Here is a 13,397-nt window from a genome sequence, read left to right on the forward strand (position 1 = left end):
ACTAAAATACTGTTGTTGCAGTCTCTTTTGATTAGCTACTAATCTGATGTTGAGAAACAAGTAAAGTAGATTTTCGATTCCATAAATAAAAGGCATATCCGCTTAAAAATAAAAGCAGCGCGTAATTAACAAGGAAAGAATCGTTAGCGTCGACAGGGCTTGTAAACTGGAGAAAATTGTTTAAGCCGTGGAATGCAATCGTAATTCCAATCGATTGACCGTTAACGATCAGCAAAGCCAGTACCATCCCAATAACAAATGCAAATAAAATTTGAAAAATTGTATTTGCTACCGATTGACCGCTTAGTATATTCAAACTGTGCGTAAAGGCAAATAGAAACGATGATAGAAGAACCGCCACTTTATAGCTTTTTGATAACAGCAGATTAAGGATAAATCCTCTAAATACCATCTCTTCTACAAATGCTATGACTAGAGTTTGGGTAAGCAAAATAAGAACAAGATCAGTAATGGAATTGCCGTGTACACCTTTGTTGCCAATGAGGATAATAAGCAAATACAAAAGAAGCGGAGAAAGAAACAGGATTCTCGTTCTAAACGACATGTTTTGTTGAAAGGAGAAAAAATGCGGCCACTTTTTTGTTTTTGTTAGATAAAATGCTATTCCAATCGCCAAAGGGACGATTCCTAAAAACTGAAGATAATGTGCAGTAGGATGCGTCATGCTCACGTATGCACCGTTTACCACAAACCAAAAGATAACTAAGATTTCTAGGCCAATAACTTTCCACAAAAGCTTTGACTTGATCATCACTACGCCACCTTTTTGCTTTAGGTTTCATTGATAACCTATACTATTCGTTTTAAGGGTTTTATATGTTTTCACCCTTTTATCATTTGAGCTCAAAGACCATGTGAGACAGCGCTTTTTCCTTTTAAAATAAGAAGATAGTTCCTTACTTTTTAATGTAACTACACAAGGTACAAAAACATACAAAACCCTGCCCACGTGACATAATCACTGAACTCCATTTTTTTACCGCCTCTAATAAGTACACTAAGCGCCCAATTGGAAACACTTCCTTCAGGCGTTTTGTCTATATACCTACTGGCTAAAGCGTATGTTCCTACTCGCAATAAGTAATAGCTTACTAAACATAAAAAAGATATGATCATAAAATTTAAATTTAACTCTTTCACCCGGTACACCTCATTATTTTTCTGCTATTTCATCGGATGGCTTACGTAGCTTGCTCTTTTATCCTTGTTCGTAAAAATCCTTTTTGATATCTTTCAAAAGTTTTAAAATCTCTTTATAAAAACAAATAATTAACATTCCAGCGATGTTGGTCACCATCGTGATTGTAAGATTGCCGATAATCAAGCTAAGAAAAGTACCAAGAAACATAATACCAATTCCGATATAAAAACCTGGGTGAAGCAGTTCATCGTCGTCTTCTTTTTCTTCTTCGCTAATGTTTATTTTGTTTTGTAACGCAGCATCACTTTTAATAAATTCATCAATGGTTGTTCCATAGATGTCCCCTAGCTTCAAAAGATGCTGAATTCCAGGGTAGCTCTGATTATTTTCCCACTTATGTATGTTTTGTACAGATACACCCACTTGCTTAGCAACCTCTTCTTGAGACATTTTTTGTTCTTCTCTTAATTTTTCTAGCTGATTTCCTAACCTCAACTCATTCACCTCTATAACTATGGCAGCGTGTAAACGGAACCTGCTTGCACTATGTTTTCTCGTTTTCTACAATTCTAACATATTGTGGTAAAAAAAAAAGAAACAGTTAATGTGGCGTATACCAAAACCTACAAGGGCAGTGATAAAAAATAGTGAGAATTCTCATGTGTAAAAAATGAAAGAATGCACTTTTATCTTCATCCTTTTATTGTTTATACTAAATAGTGGATTGTACGAACGTAGAAATAAAAAAGGAGGCAAAATAACGATGGAAATGCTGCTTATTTATATAGTTGTTATCGCTCTTATTGGACTCATTATTTGGAGAAAGATGAAAAAGAAAAATAAGCCCATTAAAAAGAATGGACTTGGTATATTAGCACCTATTTTTTTCATATTGATTGCATTTTCACTTAGTCTAAGTCAGCTGATGCACATACCGGGCCAGCCCTTTCACTTACCACCCTACTGGGAAATGCTTATTGCTGGTGTATTAGGTGTTATATTCGGGCTCATTATGCTTAGCCAAACGGACTATGAAGTAAGAGAAGACGGCTTCATTTACTCAAAGCCAAATAAAAATTTTAAATATGTGATTATTGCTATTATCTTCATAAGAATGGCTTTGAGCCAGTACTTTAAAGGTTTAGATTCGATAGACTTCGCGGTCTTAACGATGACGCTAGCCTTTATATATATTGTTATTTGGAGAGTTGGCAGCTATCTAAAATTTCGTAAATTAAACGGTGATCATTACAGCGTAAATGCTGGGTAATCATCAATATGAATGGTCCTTCTTTCCACTTTGAAAGAAGGATTTTTTGTCATAGGGAGTAAAAATACCGCCTGTTGTGTAAGACAATAAATATGTTGTATAATGCAATATGTGTTTTTTATAACGGTAGTCCATATATAAAAAACACATTAAATTAAAAATGTACCTGGTCACCCGCTTTTTAATTTACAAGTAGATTATGAAAGGAATCATACTATGACATTTATCAATTCTGTAACAGGCCCAGTCAACGCGTCAGAACTAGGGCTAACGTTAATTCATGAGCATATGCGCGTTCGTTCTGAATCTGTTCACGCACAGTTTCCTCATTTATATGATGAAAAACAAGAAATCGCAAAAGCAGTCGAACAAGTAAATCGTGCAAAGAAGCTCGGAGTCAAAACCATCTGTGATCCTACGGTGATGGAACAAGGGCGAGATATTCGTTTTATTGAAAAAATTGCCCGTGAAACGGACACTCAAATCATCGCAGCTACGGGAATTTATACGTATAACTACATCCCTACCCATTTTCAAACTCGTAGCATTGACTATATGGCAGATCTGTTTGTTCGAGATATCGAAGTCGGTATTCAAAACACGTCGATTAAAGCAGGCTTTCTAAAATGCGCTACGGATGCACCTGGCATAACCGCCGATGTAGAAAAAGTAATGCGCGCTGTCGCACGAGCTCATAAAAAAACGGGCGTCCCGATTATGACCCATTCACATCCTGCAAGCGGCACAGGCTTAAAGCAGCTGGACATCTTACTAGATGAAGGCGCTAATCCAAATCAAATTCTGATTGGACATACGGGAGATACGGATAACCTCGAGTATATTTCAAATATTTTAAAGCAAGGTGCCTTTATCGGTATGGACCGCTACGGTTTGACAAGAGAATGTTCAACTGAAAATAGAAATAACACGGTCATTGAGTTAGCCAAACAAGGATACTCAAACCGCATGTTTCTCTCACAAGACTACTGCTGTACAATGGACTGGTTTCCAGAAGGCGTAATTGAAGAACGTTTTCCAAAATGGTCAATGAGCTTTGTGTTAGAAGAAGTCGTGCCGGAATTAAAAAGAAAAGGCGTAACCGAACAGCAGATTCAACACATGCTTTTTGATAACGCCCGCTGTTGGTTTGAAGGAAAGTAATTGAGATAGTCTTTTTCATTACTACTAAAACCCCCACTGTCTAAGCCTACAGCGGGGGTTTTTACGCTTATTATTTTATATGTTTACATTAACCAGTTTTTCTTAATAGCTTTTGTTTTTCTTGACTCTTTTTCACCATAAAGCGTACACCACACAGGCATAATCCAACGGCTATTCCTACTGTCAAGTTTGTAAATACCGTTAACAAAAAGGTCGTGAGTAAAACCAGCGAATGAAATGATCTTTCTTTTATCACTTTTGCAAACTGTTCTTTTTTACTTATATTCCACGCTACGACCATCAAAACTGGAGCGAGACTGGCAAGCGCCACGTATGAAGCGTACGGAGCGAGCACCAAGAGCACAATCAACACAAAGATAGCGTGCGTGATTCCTGCAATTGGAGATGAAGCGCCGTTTTTAATATTGGTAACGGTTCTTGCAATCTCTCCTGCCGCGGGAATACCTGAAAATATCGGCGTTACCATGTTTACGATTCCCTGGCCAATCAGCTCTTTTTTGCTGCTGTGCTTTGATTTTGTCATTTCATCTGCAACGCGAGCTGTCAGTAAAGATTGTAACCCTACAAGTATAGCAATGACAAATGCAGAAGGTAAAAGAGTGACCACCCTCTCCACTGTTATATCTGGAAACGCTGGCGCCGGAAAATGACGAGGTATCTCTCCGTAAATGGAACCAATGGTTTCAAACTGATTTGCAAAGAAAAAAGATGCCAAGCCCGTTGATACAATAATTCCGAGTAAATAAGACATTCCCAGCGACTTAGGCGAAAAGTAAAGAACAATTAAAATCGTAGCTAAGCACAATCCTGCTGTAGCGATACTATAGATGTTGATGAAGTGTAAATTACCAAAGATCTCTTTTATATTCAAATGAAAAAACTGAAATTTATCAATCGCGTGCAGCCCAAGGAAGTTTGGTATCTGCCCGCTAAAGATAATCAGCGCAATTCCCGACTGAAATCCTATAATAATAGAGGACGGAAAATACTTGATTAAAGCTCCTACTTTACATAGCGCAAAGATAATGAGGAGAATGCCAGACATAAAGCCGGCAATTAATAAGTTTTCATAACCATATTGCAACACAATCCCTAATAAAACAGGAACAAATGCACCGGTAGGTCCCGCGATTTGAAACCTACATCCACCTAAAATAGCAATTAGCAAGCCCGCTACAATCGTTGTATAAAGTCCTGTAACAGGCGATATTCCAGAAGCTATCGCAAATCCTAACCCTAAAGGTATAGCTATAATGCCAACAACAATACCCGATAGTATATCTTTCTTCAAATGCTGCAAGGAGTAATTTCGAAAAACCTCTAGATTCATAAGTGTACATCAGCCTCCATTTTAAGTAGTGAGGTTACCCATTCGTATTTTCGTCATACAACCTTATTGAGCTTTCAACCATTCAAAATAAGGTGGGCTACTCGATTACTTTTATTTTAAAGGAGACAACTTACAAAAAAATAAAGGAGAAATTAGAAGTTTCTTAGACAGTTATTAAAATTTTCTTAAAAATTCTCACTTTTTATTCTTTTAGTTATTTTTCAACTAAACTGCGCTTCTTAGTAATGAATAAAGCAAGAAATCTAAACAGGTGAAATCTACGTTCATCCTAACAAAAAAAACGAACCACCCATCAAACATGTTGATCAAGGGTCCGTTTTTCACTTGAGCTAACATACGTTTGTCCCAGGCTCGTTTTTTTACTAATAAGATATATAATACCAATTCCTTTGTAACTTTTTTATTTCTTCAAACTTCAGACCAAAATCGCCCGATGAAGGTTTACGGTTGTTTGGGTCATACACAAAGCCTGAGAAATGACCTAAGATCCCAAGGTTTGTAAAGAAAAGTACGGAGGTTGCCTTTCCTTTGGTTTCTACTGCGACATCATCTCGACCTCTAGATACGCTCACATACTCTTTCGGCAGATCAATTAGTGATGAGAGGTCGGGTTCATTGGGTAAAAAATGGAACGATGGATAGTTGGCTTCATCGGGTTTCAGAACACCTTTTTGTATTTTAGCTGCCACTTCTTCTCTCTTCTGCTGATGGAGTTTAAAGTTTATGTCTAAATTAAGCTGCTCAAACGGAATGAAGAACCACAGCACAACGGTTATCACTTGAATGACTAAAGGCAGCCACTTTCTACTGCTAAACAGATAAATTCCTGTCCACAGCGTTAGTAGTAAAAAGAAAGGAATGACAAAGAATAACCATATATACGGACTTACGTATTTCCCTATCCGATCATCTAAATCCCATTGAAACAGTGACAATAAAAAAACAAGTAAACTACTACATAACGATAAAATTAAGGTTAAATGACGTTTCACACATTTCCCTCTCTCTGAAATAATTCTTTTTTAACCTTTATTCTTTATAATTCGTTATTTACTATAGTTCTATGAATCCGTTTTAAGAATTCTCTTATTATTCTAGAAAGACCATTATTAGCGTTATAAAAGTAGCCAAAAGAATAAGTTTTGTAATGCGGAGGAGCAAAGTTAACGACTACATATTGATCACTTCTAGATAAGCCGGCATCTGTTTTAAATGCGTAGTCAAATCCTATATTTATTGCCGTATTATTTTCCAATGTATTACGAATTGTATCTACATTATTGGTAGTAAACAAGATATCAAATGGTAATGAACTAAAACCTTTCATAAATTCCTGAATATATTTATCGTTATATAAAACAATTGGCTGGTTGAGCAACATCTCTTCAGTAATGAGTCTTTGTTTGGCTAATGGCGACTTCTTATTTACTGCAGCTACCATATGGCCATCTAATAACTTTTTAAATACCAAGTTCCGATACTTTGTTTCTTCTTTTTCTGTATAAGTAATAAAACCTACATCTACCTCCCCCTCTAGAACTTTATCTATAATATACTCGGTGCTATTTTCATAGACAGAAGCCTTTATGTTCGGATATTCTCTTTTAATTTCTGTTATTAAGTGAACGAGAATCTCCATTGGTCCTGGGTAGGTTGCAATCTTTATTTCACCATTCATTGTATTTGTATACGCTTCTGCTTCATCCATAAATTCTTGAATTTTCAATAAAGCAGAATTGGCCTTTTCAATTAACCTATGACCTTCTTCAGTTGGAATAGATCCTCTTCTAGAACGATGAAAAATCATTATATTTAGTTCTTTCTCTAAATTTTTTATAGATTGGCTTAGTGCAGGTAACGTAATATGCAGATTATTAGCTGCTTCTTTTAGTGAACCCGTTTTATCTATTTCCACCATATGTTTTAACTGTTCAATATTCATAATGCCCTCTTTTTCTTTTAGTTAAGTATTACTTAACAATCGTTAATATTAACTAAATTTACCATAAGCATATCTGATTGTATACTTATAGGTATAGTAAAAGAAATGACACAAGGAGATGTAGTATATGAAGGCGCTAAGATGGCATAATCAAAAAGATATTCGTCTTGAAGAAATAAATGAACCGGTTGTACAGGCTGGTCAGGTAAAAATGAAAGTTAAATGGTGTGGAATTTGCGGTAGTGATTTGCATGAATACTTAGGCGGTCCCATCTTTATTCCAGTTGATAGACCGCACCCTCTCACTAATGAGGTTGCTCCAGTGACGCTTGGACATGAATTCTCAGGTGAAGTAGTAGAGATTGGAGAAGGTGTAACTCGTTATAAAGTGGGTGATCGTGTGGTAGTTGAGCCAATCTTTGCTACACATGGACACCAAGGTGCTTATAACCTAGATGAACAAATGGGATTCTTAGGTTTAGCCGGAGGCGGTGGAGGTCTTAGTGAATATGTTGCTGTAGACGAAGAACTTTTATTCAAACTTCCAGATGATTTATCTTATGAACAAGGTGCTCTAGTAGAACCAGCGGCAGTAGCTCTTTATGCAGTACGTTCAAGTAAAGTGAAAGCAGGAGACAAAGTTGCTGTATTTGGATGTGGCCCCATTGGACTTCTTGTCATTGAAGCGTTGAAAGCAGCAGGTGCAACCGATATTTATGCAGTTGAATTATCTCCAGAAAGACAAGCGAAAGCAGAAGAATTAGGAGCAATCATCATCAATCCTGCTGAAGTTGAAGATACGGTAGCTGAAATTGGTAGATTAACTGACGGTGGCGTAAATGTATCTTTTGAAGTAACAGGCGTACCTATTGTATTACGCCAAGCAATCCAATCTACAGGAATTGGTGGAGAAACTATTATCGTTAGCATATGGGAAAAAGGAGCAGAAATTCTACCAAATGATATTGTAATTAAAGAACGAACTGTTAAAGGAATCATTGGCTATCGTAACGTGTTCCCAGCGGTATTATCTCTTATGCAAAAAGGCTACTTCTCAGCCGAAAAGTTAGTAACGAAAAAGATAGCTCTAGACGATGTAATTGAAGAAGGATTCGAAAGCCTGATTAAGGAAAAAAACCAAGTTAAAATTTTGGTTGAATCAGAACAGCGATAATAAGGATTTCTCTAGGCCACTGATAGTAATTAGTGGCTTTTCAGCTCTTTAATAGGATTCAGCCGAGATGTGTGCAGAGTTCCATCAACATAATTTAACAGTGTAGAAGAATTAACGAGTGAACTCCAGGACTATCCCCGTTGATTTAATTACATTCGAATCCATGGGATGCTTAGTTACATGAATTTCATAGATTACAGACTTTAACGCCTAAAAAAGTTGTTTCATCTAATCCTAACATATCAATAGGTTAGTTCATGAGGACTAGATAGATATAAAATACGCCACCTTTTCCAACAAAATAAAGAACTAGGGGCCATTCCGTAAATAACTTAGCTATGAAACTTTTTATTTTCTTTGTTCTTTTGATATTCTACAAAAAACGAGACCGGGACTGCTCCAATACCTATACCTATTGAAATAAACAGCGCCTGGTTTAGCTGAAGACTCGTATTTCCTGCTGCTTTACTATAAATCATAAAACATACGAAGCTTAAAAATCCTATGGCGAAAGGAATGAGCGCATGTTTGTACCATTTCATTGTATTAACTTCCTCTCTTTTTTACCCCACCTATCTTGATAGTGGCAGCATACGATTTATTCATTAGCATTTTAGATAAAGAGATCGCTGATCAATAGCACAATCCTGTTTAGGCAAAATGACTTCCCGTTATAGCGCTGGCTAAAAGAACAATTACGGCTAGCCCTCTCATCATATAGATTTGCCTTTCACTCAAGGGTTTCCCCTTGCTTTCACTTATAACAGGGTAAAAATAAAAAAGATAAAAAGAGAGAAGAAAACCCATACCCGCTGTCACAGTTATGACTATTTCCAAATTATCACATCTCCTTTTTCTTCCTTTTCCTTCTTTTCTTCTTGTTAAACAAGTTTAGCCAAATAGTCAGCAGTGCCTCTCCAGAACATACGAGTCCTCTTGAAATCATACAAAAATAAAAAAGGCAGGGTTTCTCCTGCCTTTTTTGCATATGTAATTCCTCTTCACTATGTCAACTCAGCGCTTTTAGCGAGCATAAAAGCAGAGATACTAAACAACACAATAAATAAAGAAGCGGCATGTAACAGTAAAAAAAGAAATTTTTGACCGCCTTTAATGAAGAGCGAATAAATCATTCCTAGGATTGTTACTAAGATTAAAAGTGCTGCTGCTATTTTAATTACTATAGCAAAGAAAGCTCCCGCAAATACAATTGACGGAATAAAAGATGCTACAATAATAATATACAAAATCAGTGTAGCAATAAAAGCGATTTTTGATACATTTGAAGCCTGTTTAAACGAATTCCCCATATAATCTCCTTTCTCATTTTAAAACTGCATCTTTTACTATAATACATGTGTATAGAGGACACAATTAACTTTTGTAAAAGTGCTTATCCCTCAAGCTTGATCACCAATCATATCGGCTATATTTTTGAGATCTTGTTTGCTTAGTTTATCAAATGTTGTGGCTGTTTTTTTGTTTGAATTATTTGTTGATAAATAGCCTTAAAGAACGCTTTGTAGTCTTTACTTCAAAACCAATTCATACTAAAATTCTCTCTTCCGGTAGATAGACAGCGCAATAAAGTAAGAAGCAATATACATTACCATTCCCACAAGAGTATATAAGATAGGAACATACAAAGAAGAAGCAATCGGTAAGCTTGATGCCACTAATATCTCGACGAAATAGCCAACAGCTCCCTGTAAAGCAATCGCAACGAAAAGGCCCCCCATGCCTCCTCCAAGTACTATTCCGTCAGATTTCTCTGCTCCGAATACATAAAGAAGCGGATAAGCAAGTGCACCGGCAAAAAGGACGATAAATGTACCAAATGAAACGATATTTACTATATTCTCTACTGCACTCTTAGAAATAAGCGAATACATTGAAAAAACACCATAGGATAGGATGGTTCCGCTGACGACAATTAAAAAATAGAAAACATAGTGGCTTTGCACCACATTTTTTCGGCTAATTGGAAGAGTAAGCACGTATTTGTCATAGCCGGTCTTACTTTCTAATTTGATCACTTCAAGCGCTGGCATTGCCATTAATAAAATAATTAACATCGCTATAATACGGTAAAATGAAGGATCCGCAAAATAAAAGATGACCGCAGAAATAACTATGGCGAGCGCTGTGTAAGTCAAAAAGCTTCGGTGAATGAGGTAGTAGTTCGTTAACAATAGACCTCTCATTTACGTTTCACTCCTTGTTAAAAGCACGCTTAGTTCTTCCATCGACATCGGTTCAGTTATAGTTTCATCTGGCAGCTGATGCTTATCTGATACGAGTACACGGACAGACGTATCATACGTTCTTTTTGCCACTACTACATCTTCAGGAAGTAAGTTCAGCTGTTCTTCATTCATAACGGCAATTGCATACTCCTGAAAAACTTTCTCTTTTTCTTCATTTAATAAAACCTCACCGTTTTTAATCACAACAAGGTGGCTCGCGATTTTTTCGACGTCGCTCATAATGTGAGACGAAAGCAAAATTCCGCTGCTGCCATCGCTGACAAATGCTTTTAATTCATCTAGTATTTGCTCTCTAGACGAAGGATCCAGTCCTCCTGTCGCTTCATCTAACAGTAATAATTTAGCACGGTGAGACAGCGCTACCGCTAGAGATAATTTCATCGACATGCCGCGCGAAAACATATGTATTTTTTTATCTTCCGGCAACGAAAACGAACGAATCAACCGGTGAAAACCAGCTTCTTCCCAAGAATTAAATAGTTTCTTAAAAACGTTGTTTAACTGTTTTATGGTCAAAGAAACCGGCAGATTAATCGCATCAAACACGACTCCAATATCTTCTTTAATCGTCGCATCTGTATTCAAATTGTCTTCACCAAATATTTCGACAGTACCGCTATCTCTCGAAATTAATTCTAGTACTGCTTTAAACGTCGTAGATTTACCCGCTCCGTTATCACCAATAAATCCCACAATCGATCCAGGAGGTACATGAAAGGAAACATCTTTTAAAACCTCATTTTGGCCAAACGATTTTGCCATGTTTCTAACTTCTAAAAGATTTGTCATTTGCTCACTTCACTTTCTCTATTAGTAGAGTTAGTTGTAGTCATAGAAAGTAACTGATTTAGTCATTTTGACGGCACACAGAATCACCTTTTATTTACAAAAATGACTATTTAATACCAATTATAGCTAGTAAACTATAAAAAGTCGATGATAACATAAAGGTTTGCTGCCTCTTCATTTGTTTTTGATGACCGTAATATGTATGACAACATCTGCCTGTACTATTCTTGCCTGACCTATTTAGCGAAATCACAAATAAAAAAAGGATCTGCTATAAAAGATCCTTTTTCTTCACTATAATTGTTGACCCTGCTTTTTTTCTTTTTCACTTAATACGTAGTCGGTTATAAAACCAAGAATAAGCCCAAGGGCTACCGGTATTAAACCGCCTTTTGCTTCCATTTGAAAATTTTCTGGTTCATTTACATAAATCCACTGAACTGACAGTAACGAAATATGAAATGTATTTCCGATAAAAAACAAAAGTGCTATGGTGCCAATTGTTACGCCGAATGAAAGAATATATTTCTTCATAATGCTCCCTCCTTTCACTAAAAGGCTGCTCCTAACAGAGCAACCTTTTAATCTCTTTATTTTGCTTCAAGCGCTACTTTTTCTTGAACAACCTTCTTTAATACAACAGACTGAAAAATCATAAACAAACTGCCCGTCATCCAGTATAAAACAAGACCAGATGGTGAAAAGATTCCAAATGAAAGCACCATGAGAGGCGAAAGAATTCGAGATAACACTGCTTGCGATTGATTCACTCCTTCTACATCACTTTGCATAACTTTTGACTGTAAGTACGTAGCAACTGCCGCCGCGATTGGAAGAATAAAATACGGATCTGCATGTCCTAAGTCAAGCCATAAAAAAGATGATGCGCTAATTTCATCTATTCGTCTAATCGCATAGTACACGATTGAAAAGACAGGAAGCTGAACAAGTAAAGGAAGGCATCCCATAAGAGGGTTGGCTCCATTTTCTTTAAGAAGTTCCATCATTTCACGCTGATATTGCTGCTGACTCTCAGGATCTTTATCTTTGTACTTCTCTTTTAGCTCTTGAAGCTGAGGCTGTATACGTTTATTGTTCAGCTGATTTTTATATTGAAGAATGTTTAAAGGCGCCAGCAGCATACGTACGCCAACCGTCACAAGCATAATTGAAAAACCAATACTTTGATGAAGCCACGTATTTCCTATAAACAAAATGAGTAGCGAAAAAGGATAAATAAAATAGTGATCAAAAAAGTGAGTGTGCGAACTTTGAATCATGTTTGATGAATCACAGCCGGCAAGTAGAAAAATGGAAACGACAATAAAGAAAATCTTCTTTTTATGTTTTAACATCTAAATTCCTCCAGTATTTTTTTAATCGGTTAAAAAAATACTGGCGAATGCGGACCTTCATCATCTTGTTCACCTATTGCTTCTTGTCTGTGAACAGAATATATAAATTTAAATTTGTAATACACGCAGCATATGAGATCCTGAGCGCGTAAAAGATTCACGTTTTGTATAAGATACATATCCTTTTGCTGCAGACAAACATGCTTATGTATTGTTTGAAATGTAGCTAGTTTAATAGCAGCATGCACAAAGAATGCCGTCATAATCGCAAGTGATAAATACACTAAAGCATCCGGTATAAATAATTCCATTTATTCACATCCTTATGGATTATTGTATCATATTTTCCTTAATTTAGGTTAAATTTTTTTATGAAGCAGATTTAATCTAAGGTAGCCCGCAAAATCGATTTCCTTATAGGAGTCAAAAAAATAGGTTTCTTTTTGTAGCTGTCATTATACGGTTAATGAAATGACGTATAGACAATATACTGGGACACATATAATTCTAAAAATTTCTATTTTTATTATTAAAAAGGATATTATTCCTTTTTATGTTATAATCAAAAAAATCATTTATAGGGAGTGAATCTATTGGAAACTAATACAAAACCTCAAGTAAACACCAACTCTATTGTTTCTCTAACTCTAGGTATCGTATCCATCTTTATTCCAATCATCGGGTTTATTACAGGTATTATTGGCATTATCTTCTACAAAAAAGCATCAAATCAAATAGCTGCTACCAATCAAGGCGGTAAAGGACTCGCAATTGCCGGGCTGATTTGCAGTATAGTAGGCGTAATTTCTCAGCTGTTCTTTGTATTGGGGATTATTACGTTTGTATTTGGGGGAACGACTGTAGACTATGAATAAAACAGGTAAATTAAAAAATGTAGGAAAATC

Annotated in this window: 16 protein-coding genes; 4 read left to right on the forward strand and 12 right to left on the reverse strand. The window is 36.2% G+C overall.

Going from position 1 to position 13,397, the window contains the following annotated elements:
* Positions 1-31 precede the first annotated feature (31 nt).
* Complete coding sequence (locus AC3WJG_RS01405) at positions 32-772, reverse strand: CPBP family intramembrane glutamic endopeptidase (protein ID WP_337134249.1); 741 nt, start codon at positions 770-772, stop codon at positions 32-34.
* Positions 773-1,219: 447 nt separating this feature from the next.
* Positions 1,220-1,657, reverse strand: coding sequence for a helix-turn-helix domain-containing protein (locus AC3WJG_RS01410; RefSeq protein WP_337134250.1), 438 nt, complete (start codon positions 1,655-1,657; stop codon positions 1,220-1,222).
* A 268-nt stretch (positions 1,658-1,925) separates the two neighbouring features.
* Here AC3WJG_RS01410 and AC3WJG_RS01415 point away from each other — a divergent pair, with 268 nt between their 5' ends.
* Both AC3WJG_RS01415 and AC3WJG_RS01420 read left to right on the forward strand, forming a co-directional pair.
* The gene (locus AC3WJG_RS01415) at positions 1,926-2,432 is read left to right on the forward strand and encodes a CcdC protein domain-containing protein (RefSeq protein WP_028409430.1); all 507 of its coding nucleotides are present in this window, start codon (positions 1,926-1,928) and stop codon (positions 2,430-2,432) included.
* A 216-nt stretch (positions 2,433-2,648) separates the two neighbouring features.
* Positions 2,649-3,593: a phosphotriesterase family protein gene (locus tag AC3WJG_RS01420; RefSeq protein ID WP_337134251.1), complete on the forward strand. Its 945-nt coding sequence runs from the start codon at positions 2,649-2,651 to the stop codon at positions 3,591-3,593.
* An 88-nt stretch (positions 3,594-3,681) separates the two neighbouring features.
* Here AC3WJG_RS01420 and AC3WJG_RS01425 read toward each other — a convergent pair whose 3' ends face one another.
* The 3 genes from AC3WJG_RS01425 to AC3WJG_RS01435 form a co-directional block, all read right to left on the reverse strand.
* On the reverse strand, positions 3,682-4,944 hold the full coding sequence (locus tag AC3WJG_RS01425) for a SulP family inorganic anion transporter (protein WP_337134252.1): 1,263 nt from the start codon (positions 4,942-4,944) through the stop codon (positions 3,682-3,684).
* A 383-nt stretch (positions 4,945-5,327) separates the two neighbouring features.
* Complete coding sequence (locus AC3WJG_RS01430) at positions 5,328-5,957, reverse strand: hypothetical protein (protein WP_028409433.1); 630 nt, start codon at positions 5,955-5,957, stop codon at positions 5,328-5,330.
* A 44-nt stretch (positions 5,958-6,001) separates the two neighbouring features.
* On the reverse strand, positions 6,002-6,907 hold the full coding sequence (locus tag AC3WJG_RS01435; RefSeq protein ID WP_098334296.1) for a LysR family transcriptional regulator: 906 nt from the start codon (positions 6,905-6,907) through the stop codon (positions 6,002-6,004).
* Positions 6,908-7,034: 127 nt separating this feature from the next.
* On the opposite strand from AC3WJG_RS01435, the gene AC3WJG_RS01440 reads away from it, so the two are divergent.
* The gene (locus tag AC3WJG_RS01440) at positions 7,035-8,081 is read left to right on the forward strand and encodes a 2,3-butanediol dehydrogenase (protein WP_102813547.1); all 1,047 of its coding nucleotides are present in this window, start codon (positions 7,035-7,037) and stop codon (positions 8,079-8,081) included.
* Positions 8,082-8,413: 332 nt separating this feature from the next.
* Here AC3WJG_RS01440 and AC3WJG_RS01445 read toward each other — a convergent pair whose 3' ends face one another.
* From AC3WJG_RS01445 to AC3WJG_RS01475, 7 genes are all read right to left on the reverse strand, one after another.
* Positions 8,414-8,623: a hypothetical protein gene (locus AC3WJG_RS01445; RefSeq protein ID WP_102813546.1), complete on the reverse strand. Its 210-nt coding sequence runs from the start codon at positions 8,621-8,623 to the stop codon at positions 8,414-8,416.
* A gap of 462 nt (positions 8,624-9,085) precedes the next feature.
* Positions 9,086-9,391, reverse strand: a complete 306-nt coding sequence (locus AC3WJG_RS01450) for a hypothetical protein (protein ID WP_337134253.1) — start codon at positions 9,389-9,391, stop codon at positions 9,086-9,088.
* Positions 9,392-9,631: 240 nt separating this feature from the next.
* A complete protein-coding gene (locus tag AC3WJG_RS01455) occupies positions 9,632-10,285 on the reverse strand; it encodes an ABC-2 transporter permease (protein WP_337134254.1) in 654 nt (217 codons plus the stop codon).
* Positions 10,286-11,137 (reverse strand): ABC transporter ATP-binding protein, encoded by an 852-nt coding sequence (locus AC3WJG_RS01460; RefSeq protein WP_492587905.1) that lies wholly within the window; start codon positions 11,135-11,137, stop codon positions 10,286-10,288.
* Between the two features lie 294 nt (positions 11,138-11,431).
* Positions 11,432-11,671 carry a hypothetical protein gene (locus tag AC3WJG_RS01465; RefSeq protein ID WP_221841009.1) on the reverse strand — a complete coding sequence of 80 codons (240 nt, stop codon included), beginning with the start codon at positions 11,669-11,671 and terminating at the stop codon, positions 11,432-11,434.
* Positions 11,672-11,727: 56 nt separating this feature from the next.
* On the reverse strand, positions 11,728-12,492 hold the full coding sequence (gene yidC / locus AC3WJG_RS01470; RefSeq protein ID WP_221841008.1) for a membrane protein insertase YidC: 765 nt from the start codon (positions 12,490-12,492) through the stop codon (positions 11,728-11,730).
* A 29-nt stretch (positions 12,493-12,521) separates the two neighbouring features.
* Positions 12,522-12,803 carry a hypothetical protein gene (locus AC3WJG_RS01475; RefSeq protein ID WP_221841007.1) on the reverse strand — a complete coding sequence of 94 codons (282 nt, stop codon included), beginning with the start codon at positions 12,801-12,803 and terminating at the stop codon, positions 12,522-12,524.
* Positions 12,804-13,085: 282 nt separating this feature from the next.
* Here AC3WJG_RS01475 and AC3WJG_RS01480 point away from each other — a divergent pair, with 282 nt between their 5' ends.
* Positions 13,086-13,367: a DUF4190 domain-containing protein gene (locus tag AC3WJG_RS01480; RefSeq protein WP_221841006.1), complete on the forward strand. Its 282-nt coding sequence runs from the start codon at positions 13,086-13,088 to the stop codon at positions 13,365-13,367.
* The last annotated feature ends 30 nt before the right edge of the window (positions 13,368-13,397 follow it).

It is taken from the genome of Priestia sp. FW507-14D1A (genome assembly GCF_058781295.1).

What these genes read in the sequence shown, in the direction of transcription:
- AC3WJG_RS01405 (WP_337134249.1), bottom strand. Translation starts at nt 772, where the DNA reads ATGATCAAGTCAAAGCTTTTGTGGAAAGTTATTGGCCTAGAAATCTTA.
- AC3WJG_RS01415 (WP_028409430.1), top strand. Translation starts at nt 1,926, where the DNA reads ATGGAAATGCTGCTTATTTATATAGTTGTTATCGCTCTTATTGGACTC.
- AC3WJG_RS01420 (WP_337134251.1), top strand. Translation starts at nt 2,649, where the DNA reads ATGACATTTATCAATTCTGTAACAGGCCCAGTCAACGCGTCAGAACTA.
- AC3WJG_RS01425 (WP_337134252.1), bottom strand. Translation starts at nt 4,944, where the DNA reads ATGAATCTAGAGGTTTTTCGAAATTACTCCTTGCAGCATTTGAAGAAA.
- AC3WJG_RS01435 (WP_098334296.1), bottom strand. Translation starts at nt 6,907, where the DNA reads ATGAATATTGAACAGTTAAAACATATGGTGGAAATAGATAAAACGGGT.
- AC3WJG_RS01440 (WP_102813547.1), top strand. Translation starts at nt 7,035, where the DNA reads ATGAAGGCGCTAAGATGGCATAATCAAAAAGATATTCGTCTTGAAGAA.
- AC3WJG_RS01445 (WP_102813546.1), bottom strand. Translation starts at nt 8,623, where the DNA reads ATGAAATGGTACAAACATGCGCTCATTCCTTTCGCCATAGGATTTTTA.
- AC3WJG_RS01450 (WP_337134253.1), bottom strand. Translation starts at nt 9,391, where the DNA reads ATGGGGAATTCGTTTAAACAGGCTTCAAATGTATCAAAAATCGCTTTT.
- AC3WJG_RS01455 (WP_337134254.1), bottom strand. Translation starts at nt 10,285, where the DNA reads ATGAGAGGTCTATTGTTAACGAACTACTACCTCATTCACCGAAGCTTT.
- AC3WJG_RS01460 (WP_492587905.1), bottom strand. Translation starts at nt 11,137, where the DNA reads ATGACAAATCTTTTAGAAGTTAGAAACATGGCAAAATCGTTTGGCCAA.
- AC3WJG_RS01465 (WP_221841009.1), bottom strand. Translation starts at nt 11,671, where the DNA reads ATGAAGAAATATATTCTTTCATTCGGCGTAACAATTGGCACCATAGCA.
- yidC (WP_221841008.1), bottom strand. Translation starts at nt 12,492, where the DNA reads ATGTTAAAACATAAAAAGAAGATTTTCTTTATTGTCGTTTCCATTTTT.
- AC3WJG_RS01475 (WP_221841007.1), bottom strand. Translation starts at nt 12,803, where the DNA reads ATGGAATTATTTATACCGGATGCTTTAGTGTATTTATCACTTGCGATT.